17 protein-coding genes and 1 tRNA gene are annotated in these 21306 nt (G+C 62.9%); 4 read left to right on the top strand and 14 right to left on the bottom strand.

All coding sequences use genetic code 11. From position 1 onward, the window contains the following. Positions 1 to 34 precede the first annotated feature (34 nt). The 3 genes from CFB47_RS02150 to tssI are packed head-to-tail and all read right to left on the bottom strand — an operon-like array spanning position 35 to position 8364. Positions 35 to 457 carry a hypothetical protein gene (locus CFB47_RS02150; RefSeq protein ID WP_089460360.1) on the bottom strand — a complete coding sequence of 141 codons (423 nt, stop codon included), beginning with the start codon at positions 455 to 457 and terminating at the stop codon, positions 35 to 37. After that, entirely contained in the window at positions 450 to 5123 is a 4674-nt protein-coding gene (locus CFB47_RS02145; RefSeq protein ID WP_179258911.1) for an RHS repeat-associated core domain-containing protein, read from the bottom strand. The genes CFB47_RS02150 and CFB47_RS02145 overlap by 8 nt, the downstream gene beginning before the upstream one ends. 37 nt (positions 5124 to 5160) lie before the next feature. Next, complete coding sequence (gene tssI, locus CFB47_RS02140) at positions 5161 to 8364, bottom strand: type VI secretion system Vgr family protein (protein WP_089460359.1); 3204 nt, start codon at positions 8362 to 8364, stop codon at positions 5161 to 5163. Positions 8365 to 8727: 363 nt separating this feature from the next. Between tssI and CFB47_RS02135 the strand changes: the two genes are divergently transcribed. Then, positions 8728 to 9528 (top strand): transporter substrate-binding domain-containing protein, encoded by an 801-nt coding sequence (locus CFB47_RS02135; protein WP_034189797.1) that lies wholly within the window; start codon positions 8728 to 8730, stop codon positions 9526 to 9528. A 59-nt stretch (positions 9529 to 9587) separates the two neighbouring features. Here CFB47_RS02135 and CFB47_RS02130 read toward each other — a convergent pair whose 3' ends face one another. After that, positions 9588 to 9791: a hypothetical protein gene (locus tag CFB47_RS02130; protein WP_011350748.1), complete on the bottom strand. Its 204-nt coding sequence runs from the start codon at positions 9789 to 9791 to the stop codon at positions 9588 to 9590. Between the two features lie 357 nt (positions 9792 to 10148). After that, the gene (locus CFB47_RS02125) at positions 10149 to 10691 is read right to left on the bottom strand and encodes a hypothetical protein (protein ID WP_089460358.1); all 543 of its coding nucleotides are present in this window, start codon (positions 10689 to 10691) and stop codon (positions 10149 to 10151) included. A 459-nt stretch (positions 10692 to 11150) separates the two neighbouring features. On the opposite strand from CFB47_RS02125, the gene CFB47_RS02120 reads away from it, so the two are divergent. Both CFB47_RS02120 and CFB47_RS02115 read left to right on the top strand, forming a co-directional pair. Next, a complete protein-coding gene (locus tag CFB47_RS02120; protein WP_373453138.1) occupies positions 11151 to 12173 on the top strand; it encodes a sensor histidine kinase in 1023 nt (340 codons plus the stop codon). 1 nt (position 12174) lies between these two features. Beyond that, the gene (locus tag CFB47_RS02115) at positions 12175 to 12909 is read left to right on the top strand and encodes a LytTR family DNA-binding domain-containing protein (protein WP_089460356.1); all 735 of its coding nucleotides are present in this window, start codon (positions 12175 to 12177) and stop codon (positions 12907 to 12909) included. A gap of 65 nt (positions 12910 to 12974) precedes the next feature. On the opposite strand, the gene CFB47_RS02110 is transcribed toward CFB47_RS02115, so the two are convergent. From CFB47_RS02110 to CFB47_RS02075, 8 genes are all read right to left on the bottom strand, one after another. After that, positions 12975 to 13526 carry a hypothetical protein gene (locus tag CFB47_RS02110; protein WP_179249944.1) on the bottom strand — a complete coding sequence of 184 codons (552 nt, stop codon included), beginning with the start codon at positions 13524 to 13526 and terminating at the stop codon, positions 12975 to 12977. A 385-nt stretch (positions 13527 to 13911) separates the two neighbouring features. Next, positions 13912 to 13987 (bottom strand) — tRNA-Thr (locus CFB47_RS02105). Positions 13988 to 14005: 18 nt separating this feature from the next. Continuing rightward, positions 14006 to 14533, bottom strand: coding sequence for a ClpXP protease specificity-enhancing factor (locus CFB47_RS02100; protein ID WP_089439080.1), 528 nt, complete (start codon positions 14531 to 14533; stop codon positions 14006 to 14008). Positions 14534 to 14604: 71 nt separating this feature from the next. Next, complete coding sequence (locus CFB47_RS02095; protein ID WP_006400565.1) at positions 14605 to 15216, bottom strand: glutathione S-transferase N-terminal domain-containing protein; 612 nt, start codon at positions 15214 to 15216, stop codon at positions 14605 to 14607. 92 nt (positions 15217 to 15308) lie between these two features. Further along, positions 15309 to 16067, bottom strand: a complete 759-nt coding sequence (locus tag CFB47_RS02090) for a cytochrome c1 (RefSeq protein WP_089460355.1) — start codon at positions 16065 to 16067, stop codon at positions 15309 to 15311. 21 nt (positions 16068 to 16088) lie between these two features. Then, complete coding sequence (locus CFB47_RS02085; protein ID WP_089455476.1) at positions 16089 to 17471, bottom strand: cytochrome bc complex cytochrome b subunit; 1383 nt, start codon at positions 17469 to 17471, stop codon at positions 16089 to 16091. Continuing rightward, on the bottom strand, positions 17468 to 18088 hold the full coding sequence (gene petA, locus CFB47_RS02080; RefSeq protein ID WP_089439077.1) for a ubiquinol-cytochrome c reductase iron-sulfur subunit: 621 nt from the start codon (positions 18086 to 18088) through the stop codon (positions 17468 to 17470). The genes CFB47_RS02085 and petA overlap by 4 nt, the downstream gene beginning before the upstream one ends. A 218-nt stretch (positions 18089 to 18306) precedes the next feature. Continuing rightward, positions 18307 to 19053 (bottom strand): Nif3-like dinuclear metal center hexameric protein, encoded by a 747-nt coding sequence (locus CFB47_RS02075; protein ID WP_089439076.1) that lies wholly within the window; start codon positions 19051 to 19053, stop codon positions 18307 to 18309. 21 nt (positions 19054 to 19074) lie between these two features. Here CFB47_RS02075 and CFB47_RS02070 point away from each other — a divergent pair, with 21 nt between their 5' ends. Further along, positions 19075 to 20280, top strand: coding sequence for a Do family serine endopeptidase (locus CFB47_RS02070; RefSeq protein WP_089424342.1), 1206 nt, complete (start codon positions 19075 to 19077; stop codon positions 20278 to 20280). Between the two features lie 213 nt (positions 20281 to 20493). Here CFB47_RS02070 and tatC read toward each other — a convergent pair whose 3' ends face one another. Next, complete coding sequence (gene tatC / locus CFB47_RS02065) at positions 20494 to 21282, bottom strand: twin-arginine translocase subunit TatC (RefSeq protein WP_046544799.1); 789 nt, start codon at positions 21280 to 21282, stop codon at positions 20494 to 20496. Between the last annotated feature and the right edge of the window lie 24 nt (positions 21283 to 21306).

Raw genomic sequence — 21306 nt, 5'->3', positions numbered from 1 at the left:
ACCGCCTTAAATTTATAAATAGAATTCTCTCCTATCAGGCCCCGACAGCCAAATCCGGCAGAGAAATACCATTTCTATCCAGTATAGACATTGCCCTATCCAAGAACCTCAAAGGAAGACCCGTCTTCTCCCCATAAAGATCAACAATCCCAACCTCCACCACACTATCAACCAAATTAGAAAATTCATTTATTAAATCACTACTAGACAGCGCATCCTTAAGATCATCTGGCATTGGATCACCCCGCCCATTTAGATCAAGCAATGCGCCTCGCGAATCCCACTCCACCAAGCTTCGACTGGAAACTATCGAATCCAGATGATTCAACAAGGCGTCGATAGCTGGATGAGAAATCCCCTTGGCTTCACAGTACCGCCGCAAGCACAAAGACGCATAGAGCTGCTTCCCTTCAGAAGGACAGCTCTCCAATTTTTCAAGCAGCTTCACTCTATCCATGATGTCCACATCGTTGAATTAAATTCATATTAAATTTCCTGAGCAACGGATTACACACCGTACACGGCGTCTTGTCGGTGCCATGAATTCCACTCGTACTATTTTTACCACGCACGTTGGCTACAGATATCGTCGCACCATCCAAGTCAACACCCTTGTTTCTTGCTCTTGCGATCGCATTCACCTCAGCACATTGAGCATCGAACTCATTCGGCGGAATATCCTTCAATGCGTCCCCGACCTCTGGATTAGTAACGCCACCTTGATTTCGCCCAATAACGATACGCCCATCCTTGGAAACAATCACAGCAACGGTATTCGGTCGCTGCGATGCCGGAAGATTTTGTGCTTTATCTGCAAGCCGGCCCGCAAGGGTGCCACTCAAGCCCAAAGGATCCACCCACTGCACTGGACTTGGCGTGTATTGATAGACGTTCAGCCCACCCGCAAGTCCAATTGGATCCTTCGATACGAATCTACCGCTCTGCGGGTCATAATACCGATACCGGTTATAGTGCAGCCCCGTCTCATCATCAACCTGCTGCCCCTGGAACCGCAGCGAATTCCTCGGCGTAATCCCCGCCGCCTTCGACGCCCGCGCGATCACCTCCCGCGCTTCCCCCCAAGCCTTATACGACGCCTCCCACACCACATCGCCTTCATCATCCGTCAGCAATTGCGGCGTGCCGATCTGGTCGCAGTGGTAATAGAACGCGTGCGCCTCACCCACCCGTTCCGGCAACCGTTGCAACGGATCGTCTTCCGGTACATAGCGATCGGTCTCACGGCGTGACGGCGTCTCGAACCCGTCTACCGATGCACTTACGTATTGCACCATCGGCACGAACGAACCCGCTTCGTAAAGGTAATGCGTGCTGCCCTGCTCCCCGCTCTCATACGCCAGCGTGTCGCCATCCCACCCGAACACCGTGCGCTCGCCGTTCACCTCTTTCGCAATCCGACGGCCCAGCGCATCGTAGTAGTACCGCGACTCGCTCCTGCGAGCGACCTCGTCAACCGTCGCTGCAGTCATCCGATTGAACGCGTTCCACTCGTAACGCTGCTCACCCGCTGGCGATCTGCGATGAACGAGATTGCCGCGCGCGTCGTACGCGAAATGCTCCCCCGCGTATTGCTTCAACAAGTTGCCCAACACCTTGGGCACTTCCGCGGGGAACGTGCTCTCCGTAGCACGTACCGGACTCGGCCGGCTCTCCGTGCGAGGCGCTTCAACACGTGCCGGGTCGATGATATTGCTCGCGGGATCGAACGCGAACCGCTCCTTGCCCGCCGGACCAATCGACTCCAGCAACCGTCCGACCGGATCGTAACGATAGTCCGTCAACCCTCTGCGATTGTCTTCAATCTGCACGAGCTGGCCGGCCGCGTCGTAGCGATACCGGCGCTCTGCCAGCGGCGCGGGTGCATTCGCACGCTGTACCGTGCGCTGCGCCAACCTGCCTGCGCGATCGTATGCAGTGTGTTGATCGATCTTGCTCGGCAGGGTACGCAATGTTTCCCGATGCAGATCATCGCGCTCGATCTGAACGAGTTCCTTGCCGTCCAGCATCAGCCCGTGGACATGTCCCGAGCCATACGTGAGCCAATCGACGGCATGGCCGTCCGGCCTGACCGTTCTGATTCGGTTACCGATTTCGTCGTACTGGTGATGCCACACGAAGCTCCGGCTCGCGCCGAACAGGTCGTAAGCGTGATGCTCGCGCACCAGATTGCCGACGGGGTCAAAAAACCGTTGAACGCGGCTATATCGATTGCTGGCCTCGATCAATCGTCCAAACGGATCGTAGGCGAAACGCTCCGCCTCTTCGCCGACCGAACGGCCATCAAGCCGTCCACCGCGATCGTGGGACATCGTCATGACTTGTCCCGCCTCGTCGACCGACTCGAGACGGCTGCTCGCCTCGTCATACGAATAGCGCGTGGCCTTCCCGTCGAAATCGATCTCCTCGATCAATCGGCCTGTTGCGTCATAGCGGAACGTGTAATTCGCGTGATTCTGGTCGGTCAGCCCGACGATCCGCCCGAGCCGGTCATAGCGATACGACAGCGATTGTCCCAATGCATCGGTGCGGATATTGATACGCCCGCTCGCGTCGTATCCGTAACGCGTGTTGCGGTTCAGCGGATCGATATGCGTCAGCAGACGCCCTTCCGCGTCGTAGCTCAACTGCTCGCGCCCCGCCGGCGACACGACTTCGATCAACTGGCCATTCGCGCCATAACGGTATGTCGTTACCCCACCCTCGGCATCTTTCGCTTCCGAGAGGCGACCCTGAGCGTCATACGCCCACTGCGATGTCTTGCCCGAGCAGTCGGTATAGCTGATCAACTGGCCGACGTCGTCATACTTCAGCGCTTTTACGCCCCCCTTGGCATCCTTGATCCGGGTAAGCAGCCCTCGCTCGTCGTACGCATACTCGGTCTTGTGGCCGAGCGGATCGACCTCCGCAACCATGTTCCCCGCATCGTCATATTCACGCAGCCACGGGTGCCCAAGCGGATCGGTCACGCGGACGAGTTGGTCCTTCTGGTCATACGCCATCTCGACCACGCTGCCGTCGGTACGTTGATGGCGGACGAAGTTGCCGCGCGCATCGTATTCCATGCGCTCAACGGTACCGTCGCGATGGATGTACTGAACGAGTTTGTCGTTCGCATCCCGGTACATCCACTCTTCGCTACCGTCCGGATGAATCACACGGAACGAATAACCCTTGCTGTCGTAGTAGTGGTGCGTGACATTGCCAAGCGCATCGGTCACGCTGACCATCCGGAAGTCCGGATGCCACGCGAGGCGAACCTCATCGCTGCCGTCATCGGCGTATTCGCGGAAGCATTTTGCCTTCGGCCCGTCACCGTTCCACTCGAGGTTCACACCTCGACCGGTGCGATCGGTATATCGCGTCACGAGGTGATGTCGATAACGGTATTCGCGGCGATTACCGTAGCGATCCGTCGCCCCGATCAAGTCGTTCTCGTCATCGTACTCATAGTTCGCAAGCGTGCCGACGTATTCGCCTTGTGCGTCATGATGAGTGACGCCAACGATCCGCCCTCGCATGTCATGTCGGAACGCAACCTGAACGTGCGGTGCAATCAGGCGATGCAACCGCCCTTTCGCATCGTAGTCGAGCGTCACCTGATTGCCGGCGCGGTCCTTGACGAATGCGAGACGGAACACGTTACCGTGCCGCTCGTACGCTTCGAGCAACACATGCCCGCGCGTCACGGTCAGCCACTGCTCGTCCAGCCGCAACAACGTTTGCCCCTCGGAAAGATCATCATGCGCACTTCCGACGCGGAGCAGCGGGTATTCGATACTTCGTCCGGCGGCGTCGTGATAGACGAGCTTTTCTGAGGCAATATCGAAACGAGTCGTATACGGCGTAATCCAGCGTGCGCCCAGTTCGCCATGCTCGTCGTTCGCGTCGAAGAACGATCGATAGGTACGCGCCCAGACAATGGGCAACGGCCCGTCGATCGTGAAATCTTCGTGATTGATCTGCTCGTCGCCGAGCGCGAATCCGATTGAATTCAGGGTGGCGGCAGGTGGCGTCTTCACCGGGGTATGTGTCAGGCAGCAATTCGGCCCCGGATGATGCGCTTCAGTGGTTTTTTGAACCTCGTCAATTCGATGCTGCGCACGCGTCTCATTGACCTTCGCCGTCGTGTGTTCCTGAATCCCCGTCGTCTGCGGCTTCGGATTGCGCTTGTGCCAGCTCCGCATGCCGTCTTCACCGATCGTGATGATCCACCCGATCTTGCCCGCATCGTTCCCATCGAGCTCGCGAATGCACTTCTGAACCGTCGGAATCCGCTTGTAGATATCGTCAGCGAAGAGCTGCAGCTTCTTCGTCGAATTCGGGTCGATCAAATCGGCGGCCGAGGTCACCGTGTTGATAGCGATCTTCCCCTCGACCTTGCGGATATCCGAGAGGAATCCCCCGATATTGTCGAGAACCTTCCTGCCGTCATACGCAACGATAGCCGCCCCGACACCCTTCAGATGCGACCCGGCCGACTTCACGTTGTGCCCGACTTCGTACTTTTTCCCCGCCGCGTGGGCGAACACGTCGGCAATAGCCTTCATCAGATCGCCGATGAATTTGGCGCAGTGGTCGAGCAGTTCCTTCAGCCCATCACGTATCACCTTCAGGAATTTCTCGATCTCGCCCGCGTAACGCTCCTGCACGTTCGCCACCATCGCCGAGATGATCGAATCGCGCAGCGCCAGCATGGCAGCCTCCCCCGCTGCCTTGCCGCTCTCGACGACCTTCTGTCGAATCAGCTTCAGCACCGGCCGCGCGCCGAGCCGAAGCTCGGCGGTGGCCGGCGGCAGCGGCACGACCCCGATCAGGTTGAGACCGAGGTTGACCCAGTCGAACATGTCGATCGGTTTGTCGCCATGCTCGATCATCGCCTTGATATCGAGCACCGCATCGACTGCCGCAAAGATATTGGCCAGGACCGGCACGTTCTCCGCGACCGTCTTCAGCCGGCCGACGTTGACGACGCCGCCGCTGACCTTGATCAGCCACTTGTCGAATGAATCGATGCCGGCTTGTACGTCGGCCTCCGTGATCTTCATGATCGGAGACACGAACACGTCGGTAGGTTTGGGTTGAAGGACGCCCGCAGTGGTCATGATTTTTCTGTTCTCGAATAGGTGAAAGGGGCGATGCTCAGCTCATTTTCAGCACGGCTGCGGCGCTACGCGCCGTCTGCGCGAGACCGCTGACCTGCTGAGCGGCGGCACTCAACTGGCCCGCTTGCGACAGCGCCGCCTGCGCTCCCGCCGGCAGCATATTGGCCGCAGCCTGCTGTGCGATACCGAGGCCCTGGCCTGCCACCGCCTTCGCCAACGCGGCTCCGCCCTGCGACGCCGAGCTCGCCAATCCCACGACCGTTTTCGCCGCACCCAGTGCATTCGACGCACCCGCCGGCAACATGCCGCCTACCGCCTGCTGCGCCATGCCCACGCCTTGACCAACGGCGGCCTTCGCCAGCGCCGCGCCACCCTGCGTCGCCGCACCGGCCAGGCCCGTCAGCGCGCCGGCGGCACCGCCTGCTGCCGGCAAAAACGAACCGAGCTGCGCCTGCGCGGTTTCCGCGGCGCCTGCCGCCGGCGCCGGATTGGCCGGCCACGGCGCCACATCGAACCGGCTCGACTGCTGATCCTGCGAGCGGGGATCCTCCCCGAACTTCACCTGCACCGCCCCCGGTGGCAGGCCGCTCACGATCATGTGCCCGTTGTTATCGAGCGCTCCTTTCTTCAACAGCCCGCCATTCGCATCGAACACCGAGAACAAACCGCCCTTCACCGGTTGGCCGTTCCCGTACGTATGCAACAACTCCAACTGCCCCGGCTGATCGGGCCGCGGGCTCGGCAACGGATACCCCATGCTCGCCGGCCCCGCGAACGTATGCGACGCCCCCTTCACATCCACCGCGCCCGGCGTATGAATCTCGATGTTCCCGCCTTGAATGCGGATATACCCGCCGCCGCTCGTCAGCAGGATCCCCTGATCGGCCGCGATCTCGATCCGGTCCGTCGCCGACACCACCTTCACCGCCTTCTGCGCGGTCACCTCGATGTTGTCCGACTGCGCCTGGATCTCCACCTTGCCCTTGCCCGCGAACAGCTTCATCCCCGCGTTCTGTACGAACAGGCTCAGCTTCTGCCCGATGCTCCCGATCAGCGACTTGCCCGCCGCGACGTGCACACTCTGCCCGCTCGCCACGTTCACGTGATCGTTCGCGACCATGTGCACCGACTGCTGCGTCGACATCCCGATCCCCGACGGGCTGCCGAACAGCATCACCGGCTCCTTGAACGCGTTCGCGTTACCCGTGCCGCCGCCTGCCGTGCGCCCGCCCGACGCGCTGCCCGACGCGCTGCCCGACGCGCTACCCGATGCGCTGTCCTGCGTCGCATCCGTGAACGCGCGCATCGTGTCCTGCGCGTCCTTCAGGCTTTCCGCCTGATGCTGCTCGCTCACGCCCGACATCGCCTCGACGAGACTCTCGCCCGTCACGAGCTGCTGCTGCGCTTCCTTCACGTCGAGCGGCTGGCTGTTCGCCGCCTTCGGATGCGTCGTCACATACAGGCCCTGGCTCGCCCGCACCGCGCCATACGCATCCGAGCGCAGGTCGAACCCGCTGCCGAGATACGACCCGCGCGAATTGCCGTTCTGGTCGATGATGTAGCCCAGATGCAGCAGGCTGTTCGCACTGCTGCTCATCAGCTGCACGCGGTTCTGCCCGGTCGCGTCGTCCATCACGAGCTGGTTGTAGCCGCCGCCCGAATACTCCTTCGACCGATACCCGGACAGGATCCCGTCGGTATGCCATTGCGGCTGGTTCGCACCGTTGTACACGCGCCCGACCGCGAGCGGCCGGTCGCAGTCGCTGCCGACGTAGTCGATCAGCACTTCCTCGCCGATGCGCGGCACGTGCACGCCGCCGTAGCCGCCGCCCGTATCCGACTGCACGACGCGTACCCAGCACGACGCGTTCTCGTTGCCCGGATTCAACCGGTCCCACACGAACTGCACGCGGATCCGGTTCAACTCGTCGGTATAGACCTCCTCGCCCTGCGGCCCGACGACGATCGCCGTCTCGAGATGCATCTCCGGCTTGTGATGCTCGAACGGGCTGCGATACGGCACGCTTACGCGCTGCGCTTCGACTTCGACGAGATAGAACCCGGCCGATCCGTCGTCGTGCTGCACGCGAAACGCGGGATCGGTACCGTAGTTGTCCTGTGCCTGCGTCAACGCTTCGCGCAGGCTGTACGGAAAGTCCGCGCTGTCGCTTGCGACGGGCAGATTGTTCTCGATCCACCACGCCACCTCGATCGCGGCGAATTCGCGCTGATCCGCGGGATCACGATCGTGCTCGGGATGGTCGGCCAGCGTGAAGCGCCGGCCGGCATCGATCGCGCGCACTCCGCCCGCGGCATGGAAACGCTTCGCCCGCGACTCCCACTCCTCCATCTTGATCTTCGTCAGATGGTCGCCGCGCGTCTGGTCGAGATAGGTGTAGGCGCCCGTGTACTCGTAAACTTCGAGTTGATCCGGCAACTCGCCCTGGCCGCCCATCGTCGGCAGCGATGTGCCTTTCGGGTTCGACGGCTGCGAAGGATTCTTGTAGTCGAACGTGCGCGTCGTACGCGTCACGCTCTGCAGCGTGCGCGTACCCGACCATTGCGTAAACGCGTCGGGTTCGCTGGCCACGTCGCCGCGATAAAAACGCACGGTTTCCGGCGACAGCGGGGCGAACGCCTGCAGGTTGTCGGTGATCACGAGCGTATGCGACTTGCCGTTGTCGGCCTGCTGCCATGCGCTGTAGAGCCCTTCGCTCTCCATCAGCCGATGCACGAAATGCCAGTCGGTATCGTGCTGTCGCGTGTACGAGCGGTTCGGCAAGGGCTTCGACAGCGCGAAGCGGAAATGCCCCTGCGCCTGCGGGTGCTGGTTCAGCACGTCGCTGATGATCTGGTCGACGGTCGTGTCGTTCCAGAGACGCTGATCGCGACGAAACTTCAGGAAGTGGGTGAAATCGGCGAACGCGAGCTGATAGGTCGTGAGCCCGCCGTCGGCGCCGAGCCGACGCGCGGTGTGCACGTAGCCATTGATCGGCCGATAGCCGAGATCAGCCTGCTGGATCCAAAGCGTGACGGGCTGCGCAATCAGCTTTTTGAGTTCGACATCGCTGTCGGTCGACAGCACGTCGAGCGTGAACTCGTACGCGCGCCCGATACGTGAGCGGCCGACTGCCCGCTGAACGGTCAGGACGTTGGGCCCCAATGGCGTATCGAGCTTCAGCAACCGATCCTGCTGAAGCAATCCGCCGCGCAAGGCGGCGATTGAGTTCTGCATGTTCATGAACGGCCTTTTTTCTTTTGACACGCCCTCGGATGGCGCAGTGTTCGATTTCTCCCGCGCGATTTTACAGACAAATTACGGCACGATTTGGAAAAACGACCTGATTTAAAAGAACATTTTCTCGACAATCGAAGCCGGTCCGTGCGGGCCTCGCGGGCCGGTTGCGCGCCGCCAACCGGCCCGTGACGATCCCATCTGCTGTGTGTCGTCTGCAGCCCCCCATAAAATCGCTTTCAATCAGGGCCAATTCGACTTCCGGCGCGGCCCGGTTGCGAGTAGTGTCTACGTGCCCGTCTTGCGGCCCGCCGCGCCCCACCCGGCGCCGGCGCTCACCCACACCACGCTGACCACTGGAGATCTGCGATGAAACGTTCGAAGTTCCTGCTGTCGGGCCTGCTGCTTGCGTCGGCCCTCGGTTTCACGGCCGTTGCCGCGCACGCGGAAGACCTGCTCGATTCAGTGAAGAAAGCCGGCGTGCTGCGCGTCGGCCTCGAAGGCACGTATCCGCCGTTCAACTCGCGCGGCACGTCTGGGCAACTCGAAGGCTTCGACGTCGACGTCGCGAACGCGGTCGCCGGCAAGCTCGGCGTGAAGACGCAGTTCGTCCCGACCGAATGGAGCGGCATCATCGCGGGCCTGCAGGCCGGCAAGTTCGACGTGATCGTCAATCAGGTCACGATCACGCCGCAGCGCAAGGAAGCGCTCGACTTCAGCCAGCCGTACACGTACTCGGCAGCGCAGCTGATCCAGCGCAAGGACGACACGCGCAACTTCAAGTCGCTCGACGACTTCAAGGGCAAGAAGCTCGGCGTGACGCTCGGCACCAACTATGACCAGATGGCGCGCACCGTGCCCGGCATCGAGGTGCAGACGTATCCGGGCGCGCCGGAGAAGCTGCGCGACCTCGCCGCGGGCCGGATCGAGGCGACGCTCGACGACCGCCTGATGCTGCCGTACATGATCAAGACGTCGAACCTGCCGCTGCGCGCGGGCGCGGTGCTGAACGGCGGCAAGCAGGAAATGGCGATTCCGTTCCGCAAGGGCAACCCGAAGTTCGAGAAAGCGATCAACGACGCGCTCGATTCGCTGCACAAGGACGGCACGCTGAAGAAGATCTCGATGCACTGGTTCGGCAGCGACGTGACCGTGCCGGTCGCACAGTAAGCGACCCGGCGCGTCAACGCGTCACGCCCTTCGTCTCGACGAAGGCGTGACGCCTCCCCTCAAGCCGCTTCGTCGAAGCGCGCCAGCAGCATCTGGCCGATTGGTGTCAGCGCCGGGCGCGCGGCCACGGCATTCATTCGCACCTGCGTATCGTCGACCAGCCGCTTCTCGACCAGCACGGCGAAGGCCGGATTCGACGGATCGACGCTGTCCGGCGCACGCGCGACGCGCAACAGCATCGAGAATTCATGCGGACTCAGCATGGTCCCTGTCTCCTGATCGTCCGCGGCCCGGTTCGAACCGTCGTCGATCGTATTTTCGAATGAAATGGCGCGATGCATGACCGCTGCGCCGCCGGGAGCGAGATCCCGGTCGGCCCCCACCTGCGACGCGGGCACGTCGTCGCGAGCGGGTTGCGCACGTTCCCGGTCCGGCAGTGCCGCCACGACGGGAACGTGCAACGTTATGGGCGCCCCATGACGCGACCGTGACAGGAAAACGGGGCGCAAATCGGTGCACGTCACACGCCGTTTCGGTTCGAGGGCGCCACGATTGACGAAGACGGGCCGTATCGCCTGTCAGGCCGTCAGCTGCCAGCTCGCCGGGCGTTTCGCACCCCGTCATCGCGGATCGACCGAATACGGGAAACTCCCCTGCTTCGATCCGCTCGCATGGCGCATGCAGCGCACGACCACGTTCACCGCGCGCCCGAGTGTCATCCCGATGAGCACGCCCCATACCGCGAACGACAGCATCACGAAGCCGCCCGTCGCCGCCCACGGCGCATGCACGGCGACCGCGTAATGGATGCCGGTTTCGGCGACGAACGTCAGCATCAGCGTGGCGAGCAGGCTCGCATCGCCGGGCAGGCGCACGCGCAGACCCGACGAGGCCGGACGGAACGCGAGCCGCCACCGGCTTGCGTGCAGCCAGCCCAGCGCCGCGCCGCCCAGGACGGCTGCCAACGCAATCGCATTCGCGTCGACTCCTGCATGCGGAAAAAGTCCATTCAGGCTGGCAATGCCGAGCATCCCGAACGCGACCGGCGAGATCAACGGTCGGACGGCCGGCACCTCGCGCGGGAAACAGCGCTTGATGCCGATATAGAGCAGCACGCAGAACATCACGTACACGTAAGGCTTCAGGTGAAGGAGCGCAGACATGGTCGGAGTCGCCTGATCGGAGTGGACACGGCAACACCGTACTGCGCGATTCCGACAGGCGGCGGGGCTTGCGACGGGCGGCCGAAATTCGCGGACGAGTGGCGCGTCGCGGCGATGATCGTTCGGCTGATCGAGAAGACCGATGTGCCCGCGAATCCGGCGACCGGTGACTTCCGAACCGAAAGGCCGGCGCTTCATGCTCGACACGACACCGGCCGCGCCCGGTGTTCTTCCGCAGCCCCTTCCACTACACTCGTGACGGAAACCGGCCAACCGTCGGCAGCCGACGCGCTTCGTCGCGGCCGCGCACCGTTCGTCGCAATGCGTGCGCAGTCGGCCCGCCCGGCAGTAAGGTCAAGACCATCAGCGCATCGCGCGCCCTCCTCACCCGACACCATGCGAGCCACGTCCGACCCTTCGCCGATTTCGCCGCCCCCCGCCAGCGCGGCGCCGCGATTGTTGCGCGATCCGGCCGCACTGCTCGCGTTCGCGTGCTTCAACTCGGTAGTCGGCCTGGGTTTCTGGGCACTCCATTTACAGGAACCGCTGTTGCCCGACCTCGTCGTCGCCAACGCGATCGGTTTCTCCGCGCTGCTGCTCAGTCACGCCGCCGACTGGCTCCTGCCGCGCAAGCCGGGGCTCGCGCTCAAGGCTATCGTGATCGCACCGGCCAGCGTGCTCATCGGTTTCGAGATCACGGCAGCGATCATCAGCGGAAACGTGCCGCACGTGTTCGGGCGCGCCCGCATCGGCACGTGGGACAACTACGGGCCGTCGTTTCTCATCTCGGCGATCCTGTTCGTGTGCGTGTCGCTGTTCCTGCAGTCGATGCGCATGCGCGCGACGCTCGAGACCGAGCGCCGCGAAGCCGCCGAGGCACGCCAGGCCGAGACAGCCGCGCGCCTGGCGCTGCTGCAGGCGCAGATCGAGCCGCACTTCCTGTTCAATACGCTCGCGAACGTGCAGAGCCTGATCGAGCGCGATCCGGCGCGCGCGTCGACGATGCTCGACAGCCTGAACCGCTACCTGCGTGCGAGCCTGCGACGCACGCGCGATGCGACGTCGACGCTCGGCGAGGAGCTCGAGCTCGTCGACGCGTTGCTGAAGATCGCGTCGATCCGGCTCGGCGAGCGGCTTTCCTATGCGATCGACGTGCCGGCGGATCTGCATGCGCTGCCGTTCTCGCCGCTGCTGCTGCAACCGCTCGTCGAGAATGCGCTGCTGCACGGGATCGAGCCGTCGATCGACGGCGGTGTGATCGTGATTCGCGGCAGGATGCGTGGCGACAGCCTGGAACTGAACGTGATCGATACGGGCGTCGGCCTCGGCAAAGGCGACTCGCGCCTGCACGGCGGCGTCGGGCTCGCCAACGTCGCAGCGCGCATCGGGACGCTGCACGGCGAGCGCGGCCGTGTCTGCGTCGAGACGAACGCCGCCGCCGCGCATGGCGTCACCGCTACCCTGCTGATTCCGATCGACTGACATGCCGACCGCTCTCATCGCCGACGACGAACCGAACCTGTCCGCCTCCCTCGCACAGCGGCTGGATCAGCTCTGGCCCGAGCTGGATATCGTCGCGATGCCGCGCAACGGCATCGAAGCGCTGGCTGCGCTGAACGCGTCGCCGCGCCCGGACATCGCGTTTCTCGACATCCGGATGCCCGGCATCGACGGGCTGAAGCTCGCGGCACTCGCGCCCGACGTGCATGTCGTGTTCGTCACGGCCTACGACGAATACGCGGTCGACGCGTTCGATCGTGCGGCGGTCGACTACCTGCTGAAACCGGTGACCGACGAGCGGCTGCTGCGCTGTATCGCGAAGCTGCAGCGCGGCGGGCCGGCGCTTGCGCAGGCCGATGCGCTCGCGCAGGCGGCGCAAGCGCGGGACGCGGCGCCGATCCGCTGGCTGACGGTGGGCGTGAAGGATGCGACGCGGCTCGTCTCGGTCGACGACGTGCTGTACTTCCAGGCGTCGGAGAAATACACGGAAATCGTGACGGCAGGCGAACGGCTCGTGATTCGCACGCCGCTGAAGGAACTGATGCAGCGACTCGATCCGGCGCGGTTCGCGCAGGTGCATCGCGGCGTGATCGTTGCGTACGCAGCGATCGATCGTGTCGAGCGCGATCTGTTGGGACGGTTGCGGATCCGCGTGCATGGGCAGCGGGAGATGCTGCCGGTCAGTCGGGCGTATGCGGGGTTGTTCAGGCAGATGTGATGGTATCTGCCTCCATGCGCTGAACCAGGATGACACTGCAGCCATGCCGTTCGCTGGCGCGCGGTTCAATTGCAGGCGTCGAGCCCGAGCACACCTGTTTGCAGCATCACGCGTCCCTTGTCCTTGATGAACGACAGACTGTATGCGCGAATGCGCTGCCCGGCCTCGCACCGGGCACGGCTTGTATCGATCGAGTAATTGAATTCGGAAACGCACTGCCCGACAGGGAACGTTGACGACGTAAGCACGGCATCAGGACTGTGATCGCGTCCGGGATAGTACACATAGGCCGCGTCATGCGCATTCTTGAACGTCCCGAACACGTCCGGATGCTGCGCAAGGAATGTGGCAACGGCGCGCGCCCGTGCCGGACCGCTCGTCGTGGCCGCAAGCGACCGCGACAGTTCCGTGATGTTGGTACCCAGCGAAAACTTCGGCGCTGCGTACGCGGCGAAACCGTCCGGCGACGGAAATGTCGCCCAGAAGTCGCGATCCATCTGCCGGACCTCGGCTTGCGTCAGGCAGTCTTGCGCAGACGGTCGGGAAAATGCGGCAGCGCTGCCACCGGCCAGCACTGAAACCAGGACAGTGACGCACCACGTCTTAACGATCTGCATTTTTCTTTTTCTAGGCAAAGGTAATGTGAAACGCGTTATTGAGGTCTTGCGTTGTGCTCTTCTCGAGCTCGATGCTCTTGGCCAAATGGTCCTGCGCAAACCAGAGAACTGGCGGGCACGAAGAACCCCTTCCGTTCTGAGGCCTTCTGCATGCCGAAGTGGATCGTTCAACGCTACGAACGGCGCGCCCGTATTGAGGCGAGTCGGACCGACTGTCATGAAGCCGGCAACATTCGCCCACGAACGTGCCGCTACATTCAATGCCGAAACGATGAACCGAGCTATATGTCGCCACACGGAACGAGCGACAACCCGCGAGCCGGGAAAGTGAACGCTGAAACGACAAAGGGCCGGGAGGCAAAACCTCCCGGCCCTTCGTTCAATATGGTGCCGGCTGCAGGACTCGAACCCGCCACCTGATGATTACAAATCAACTGCTCTACCAGATGAGCTAAGCCGGCGTAGCGCGAGATTCTACCTCATTTCACGATCTTGAGGCGAGGTCTGCTGCCACCTTTTGAACCGTCGCCATCGCCGTCGGTTTTCGGCGGTTCGTCGGCGCCTTCGGAGGGCTCCTCGTTCGCGCCGCTGTCGGCCACCGGCGTCAACACCGCAGGCGATTCGTCGCGCTGCGCCTCATCCGTCTGCGCCGCTTCATCATCGAACGCACCCGAATCCGCGCCTTCACCCGCAACCGCATCGACCTGGAACGCCATGCCCTGCCCGTTCTCGCGCGCATAGATCGCGAGCACGTTGGCAACCGGAATCTCGATCTTGTGCGCCTTCCCGGAGAACCGGGCCGTGAACTCGATCCACTCGTTGCCCATCTGCAACTGGCTCGTCGCCTCGAAGCTGATGTTGAGCACGATCTCACCGTCACGCACGAACTGACGCGGTACGCGCGTCGAGTTGTCGACCCTCACCGCGATATGCGGCGTGTAACCGTTATCGGTGCACCACTCGTACAACGCGCGCAGCAGATAAGGCTTCGTTGAAATCTCTTGCATCACAATCCTCGAACCCGGAGCGGGGGCGCGGCACGCCGCGCCGCCCTCTCCGTCATGCACTCATTGCACCATCAACGACGCATGACCTTTTCGGACGGCGTCAGTGCTTCGATGTAGGCCGGACGGCTGAAGATCCGCTCGGCGTACTTCATCAGCGGCGCCGCGTTCTTCGACAGCTCGATACCGTAGTGATCCAGACGCCACAGCAGCGGCGCGATCGCGACGTCGAGCATCGAGAATTCCTCGCCGAGCATGTACTTGTTCTTCACGAAGATCGGCGCGAGCTGCGTCAGGCGATCGCGGATCGCGAGGCGTGCCTTCTCGTGGTTCTTCTCCGCTGCCTTGCCCTTCTCGTTCTCGAGCGTGCTGACGTGGACGAACAGCTCCTTCTCGAAGTTGAGCAGGAACAGACGTGCACGTGCGCGCTGCACGGGGTCGGCCGGCATCAGTTGCGGATGCGGGAAGCGCTCGTCGATGTACTCGTTGATGATGTTCGATTCGTACAGGATCAGGTCGCGCTCGACCAGGATCGGCACCTGACCGTACGGGTTCATCACCGAAATGTCTTCCGGCTTGTTGAACAGGTCGACGTCACGGATTTCGAAGTCCATGCCCTTCTCGAACAGCACCAGCCGGCAACGCTGGGAGAACGGGCAAGTTGTGCCGGAATACAGAACCATCATGTTTGCGTTTCCTCAAAAAAGCCGAGGGCCGGCACGCGGCGAGCCCCTTCCGGGGTTCCACCTTGCGCCGGCCCCACGCCGGTCAGGCGTGATTACTTGATATCTTTCCAGTACGCGGCATTGAGCCGCCAGGCCAGGAAAGTCAGGATACCGAGAAAGATCAGCACCCATACGCCGAGGCGTTTGCGGGTCTGCTGAGCCGGCTCGGACATCCAGGTCATGTACGCCACCAGGTCGGCAACCGCAGAATCATAATCCACCGCGGACAGTGTCCCCGGTGTGACCTGCTGGAAGCCGACGAGCGTATGGACCTTCTCGCCCGTCTCCTCGTCCGTCTTGTCTTCGAATTTGGCGGTGCGCTGCCCCTGCAGCTGCCACAGTACATGAGGCATGCCGACGTTCTCGAACACCGCGTTGTTCCAGCCGCTCGGCCGTGTATCGTCGCGGTAGAAGCTCCGCAGATACGTATACAGCCAGTCGCGGCCGCGCGCGCGCTCCTCGACCGACAGGTCGGGCGGCGAGGTGCCGAGCCAGTTCTTCGCGTCTTCGGGCCGCATCGCGACGGACATCGTGTTGCCGACCTTGTCGGTCGTGAACAGGAGATTCTTTTCGATCTCCTTCTGGGATATGCCCAGATCCGTCAGACGGTTGTAGCGCATCAGGTTCGCGCTGTGGCAGTTCAGGCAATAGTTTACAAACAATTGCGCGCCGTGCTGAAGCGAAACGAGATTTTCCGTGTTATCGGGCGCCCGGTCGAGCGGAAAATTACCTTCCGCCCGAACCGCCGGCGCCACCAGCAGCGCACACGCGGTCGCCCCGATCAGCGCGAGTGTCGAAAGCAGTTTCTTCATGTCGTTCTCTCCTCGCTCACGTTAATGGGGCTTGAAGCGCACCCGCTCCGGCGGCTGCTTGAACGTGCCAAGCGGCGTCCAGACGGGCATGCCGAGGAAGAACGCGAAGTAGATCAGCGCACAGGCCTGCGCGATCAGCGTCGAAGCCGGCGATGGCGGCCGCGTGCCGAGGAACCCGAGGGTCAGGAACGCCACGACGAAGATCCCGAGGAACACCTTGTGGAACAGCGGCCGGTAGCGGATCGACTTCACCGGGCTGCGGTCGAGCCACGGCAGGAAGAACAGCGAGACCACCGCGGAACCCATCACGACGACGCCCCAGAACTTCGACTCCGTCAGGTACATGAACACGACGATCGCCGCGGCCAGCACCGGCAGGCCGACCTTCCACTTGCCGCGCGCGCGGATCAGCGCGAGCACGCCGAGCAGCGCGATCACGATCATCAGCACGATCTTGAACGGGTCGGTGGTCGCGCGCAGCATCGCGTAGAACGCGGTGAAGTACCAGACCGGCGCGATCTCGGGCGGCGTCTGCAGCGGGTTCGCCGGGACGAAGTTGTTCGCCTCGAGGAAGTAGCCGCCCATCTCCGGCGAGAAGAACACGATCAGCGCGAACACCATCAGGAACCCGCACACGCCGAGGAAATCGTGCACCGAGTAGTACGGGTGGAACGGGATGCCGTCGAGCGGAATACCGTTCTCGTCCTTCTTCGCCTTGATCTCGATACCGTCCGGGTTGTTCGAGCCCACTTCGTGCAGCGCGACGAGGTGCGCGATCACGAGGCCGACCAGCACGAGCGGAATCGCGATCACGTGGAACGCGAAGAAGCGGTTCAGCGTGACGTCCGACACGACGTAGTCGCCGCGAATCCACAGCGACAGGTCCGGGCCGACGAACGGGATCGCCGAGAACAGGTTCACGATCACCTGCGCGCCCCAGAACGACATCTGGCCCCACGGCAGCAGGTAGCCGAAGAACGCCTCGGCCATCAGGCACAGGAAGATCGCGCAGCCGAAGATCCACACCAGCTCGCGCGGCTTGCGGTACGACCCGTAGAGCAGCCCGCGGAACATGTGCAGGTAGACGACCACGAAGAACATCGACGCGCCCGTGGAGTGCATGTAGCGGATCAGCCAGCCCCACGGCACCTCGCGCATGATGTACTCGACCGACGCGAACGCGAGCGTCGAGTCGGGCTTGTAGTTCATCGTCAGGAAGATGCCGGTGACGATCTGGTTGACCAGCACCAGCAGCGCGAGGGAGCCGAAGAAGTACCAGAAGTTGAAGTTCTTCGGCGCGTAGTACTCGGAAACGTGCTTCTTCCAGGTGGACGTGAGCGGAAAGCGCTGATCGATCCAGCCGGTGAGACCTGTCGTGGAGACTTCCTTGTTGTCGGCCATCACGCTTCTCCTTTCTCGTCCTTGCCGATCACGAGGGTCGTTGCCGACGTGAACATGTAGGGCGGGATGTCGAGATTCTGAGGCGCCGGTTTGTTCTTGAACACACGGCCGGCGAGGTCGTAGGTCGAACCATGGCACGGGCAGAGGAAACCGCCCGGCCAGTCGTCCGGCAGGTTCGGCTGCGGACCCGGCGTGAAGCGTTGGCTTGGCGTGCAGCCGAGGTGCGTACACACGGCCATCACGACGAGAATGTTCTTGCGATCGGCCCGCGCGCGATATTCGTTCGCGCAATACGCGGGCAACGGCATCGTATAAGGCTTTTCGGTGGCCGGATCGGCCACTTCCTTGTCGGCCTTGACCACGTCGGCCAGCATCGCGTCGGTGCGGTTCAGGATCCACACCGGCTTGCCGCGCCACGGCACCGTGACCATTTCACCAGGCTTCAGCCCGCTGATGTCGACTTCGACCGGTGCACCGGCCGCTTTCGCTTTCGCGGACGGCGCAAGCGACGCCGCGAAAGGTATGACGGTGGCTACGCCTCCCACGCCACCTGCTACGGATGTCGCAATCAGCCAGGTACGGCGGCCGCTGTCGACGCGTTTCTCTTCCTTGTCTCGCATCACACGCCCCACTTCTGAGTTGGATTTTCCGTCACGACTTTTCATTCCGCCGCTAGTTTGCGCGAATGGAGTCGCCATTTACAAGGCCCGGAGATGAAAATCCCTTCGAAGTGATTGATAGTTAAGGGTTTCCCCCCACTATCGGAGCGATTAAATCATTTCTCTTTTAAGCGTTTGCTACATTGCGAAATTTCGATGCGCTGCCGCAAATCCGGCATTCAGACCGGGTTATGGATATCGATAAAAAGGTGTTCGATATCGAATTCTTCGGACAAGTGGGCGCCAAGTGCCTGGATTCCGTAGCGCTCGGTCGCATGGTGCCCTGCCGCAACGAACGCGACACCGCTCTCGGCCGCCGTATGCGTCACGTATTCGGACACCTCGCCGGTCAGGAACACGTCCGCGCCGGCGTCGATCGCCGCGTCGAAATAGCTTTGCGCGGCGCCCGTGCACCACGCGATGCGGCGCAGCTGCATGTCCGGATCGCCGAGTACGAGCGGCGTGCGGCCAAGCGTGCGCTCGACCTTCGCGACGAAGTGCTCGAGCGTGACGGGCATCGGCAGCGTCGCCATCCAGCCGAGGTCGCCTTCGCCGAACCGCTGCTCGCCGATCAGGCCGAGCCGGTCGCCGAGCTGCGCGTTGTTGCCGAATTCGGGATGCGCGTCGAGCGGCAGGTGGAACGCGAACAGGTTCAGGTCGTTCGCGAGCAGCAGCTTCAGGCGCTGGTACCTGCGGCCCGTGATCTGCGGCGGCTCGTTGCGCCAGAAATAGCCGTGATGGACCAGCACGGCATCTGCCCCCCATTCGAGCGCGGCTTCGAGAAACGCGACCGACGCCGTCACGCCGGTCGCGATCTTGTCGATCTTGCGACGCCCCTCGACCTGGAGGCCATTCGGGCAATAGTCCTTGAAGCGCGCGGTTTCAAGGGTATTGTTCAAGTACAATTCAAGTTCGATCCGATCCATATAAACCTCTAATCCATTCAGATGCTTAGACGCTTCTGGCTGTTCTTCGCGCAGGCGGTTACCGTGCTGCTCGCGCTGATGTTCATCGTCGTGACGCTCAAGCCGCAATGGCTGCAACGGCAAGGACAGCTCGGCAAGCAGCTCGCGACGCCGATCGTCGCGCTGCGGGAAGTCGCGCCGGGCATCGGCGGCGCACCGGCGACCACGTCGTACGCCGAAGCCGCGCAAAAGGCGATGCCGGCCGTCGTCAACGTGTTCTCCAGCAAGGACGGCTCGCTGCCGCCCGACCCGCGCGCGAAAGATCCGCTGTTCCGCTACTTCTTCGGCGACCGCAACGCCCGCAAGCAGCAGGACGAACCGGCAGCCAACCTTGGCTCGGGCGTTATCGTGAGCCCTGAAGGTTACATTCTAACGAACCAGCACGTCGTGGACGGCGCCGACCAGATCGAAGTCGCGCTCGCCGACGGCCGCACGGCCACCGCGAAGGTGATCGGCAGCGATCCCGAAACCGATCTCGCCGTGCTGAAGATCAACATGACGAACCTGCCGACGATCACGCTCGGCCGCTCCGACCAGTCGCGGGTCGGCGACGTCGTGCTCGCGATCGGCAACCCGTTCGGCGTCGGCCAGACGGTCACGATGGGGATCATCAGCGCGCTGGGCCGCAACCACCTCGGCATCAACACGTTCGAGAACTTCATCCAGACCGATGCGCCGATCAACCCCGGCAACTCGGGCGGCGCGCTGGTCGACGTGAACGGCAACCTGCTCGGCATCAACACCGCGATCTACTCGCGTTCGGGCGGCTCGCTCGGCATCGGCTTCGCGATCCCCGTGTCGACCGCGCGCACGGTGCTGGAAAGCATCATCACGACGGGCTCGGTCACGCGCGGCTGGATCGGCGTCGAGCCGCAAGACGTCACGCCGGAGATCGCCGAGTCGTTCGGGCTGACGCAGAAATCGGGCGCGATCGTCGCCGGCGTGCTGCAGGGCGGCCCGGCCGACAAGGCCGGCATCAAGCCGGGCGACATCCTGATCTCGGTCAACGGCGACGAGATCACCGACACCACGAAGCTGCTGAACACCGTCGCGCAAATCAAGCCCGGCACGGCGACCAAGGTGCACGTCGTGCGCAAGGGCAAGGCGTTCGACCTGAACGTGGTGATCGGCAAGCGCCCGCCGCCGCCGAAGCAGGCGCTCGACGAACAGGACAGCGATACCGAGTGACGTCGGGCGAGCGGCGCGCGGCCGCATGCCCCGAACACCGTCGGGAAATGACAAAGGGCAGCCGGTTGGCTGCCCTTTTGCTTTGTCTCGAAAGACCCTTGTTGCCGGGCAGATGGCCCCGCCCTCCGCTTACCGACCGACTACGCCACCGGGTTTCGCTCAAGCCCGGCGCCCGGAAGTCCGGCTACCCGCGCGCCGCCCGGTGCGCTGCCGTCAACTGGCGGCTTCGCCGTTCTCCGCCTCGCCTTCCTCGGCCGGCTTCTTCGGCACGAAGAACCGCGCCGCCAGCAGCCCGATTTCGAACAGCACGACCAGCGGCAAGGCGAGCATCAGTTGCGAGAACACGTCCGGCGGCGTGACGACCGCCGCGACGACGAACGCGCCGACGATCACGTACGGACGCATCTCCTTCAACTTCTTCAGCGACAGCACGCCCATCCGGACGAGCAGCACGACGACGATCGGCACCTCGAACGTGACCCCGAACGCAATGAACATCCCGAGCACGAAGCTCAGGTAGTTGTCGATGTCGGTGGTCATTTCCGCGCCGAGCGGCGCGTTGTAGTGCGCCATCACGCGGAAGATCGTCGGAAACACGAGGAAGTACGCGAACGCCATCCCGCACAGGAACAGCAGGTAACTGCTGCCGACGAGCGGCGCAACGAGCTTCTTCTCGTGCTGGTACAGGCCGGGCGCGACGAACGCCCAGATCTGGTACAGCACGATCGGCAGCGCGATCACGAGCGCGACGAGCATCGTGACCTTCATCGGCACGAAGAACGAGCCGGTGACGTCGGTGACGATCATCTTGCCGTCCTTCGGCAGGTTCTCCATCAGCGGCCGCGCGAGCAGCCGGAAGATGTCGGGCGCCCAGTAGACGAGCCCGAGGAACACGACGATCACGGCCGCGCCCGCGCGAATGATGCGATCGCGAAGCTCGACGAGATGGGAAATGAAGGTTTCTTCCGGGGCGTCGCCCGGGTTCTGCTGGGGGTCGCTCACACCGGCCCTCGGTAGGATTGACGA

The organism is Burkholderia sp. AU27893, from assembly GCF_002223205.1.
GTDB lineage: Bacteria > Pseudomonadota > Gammaproteobacteria > Burkholderiales > Burkholderiaceae > Burkholderia.
This window is presented reverse-complemented; position numbering and strand designations above follow the sequence as displayed.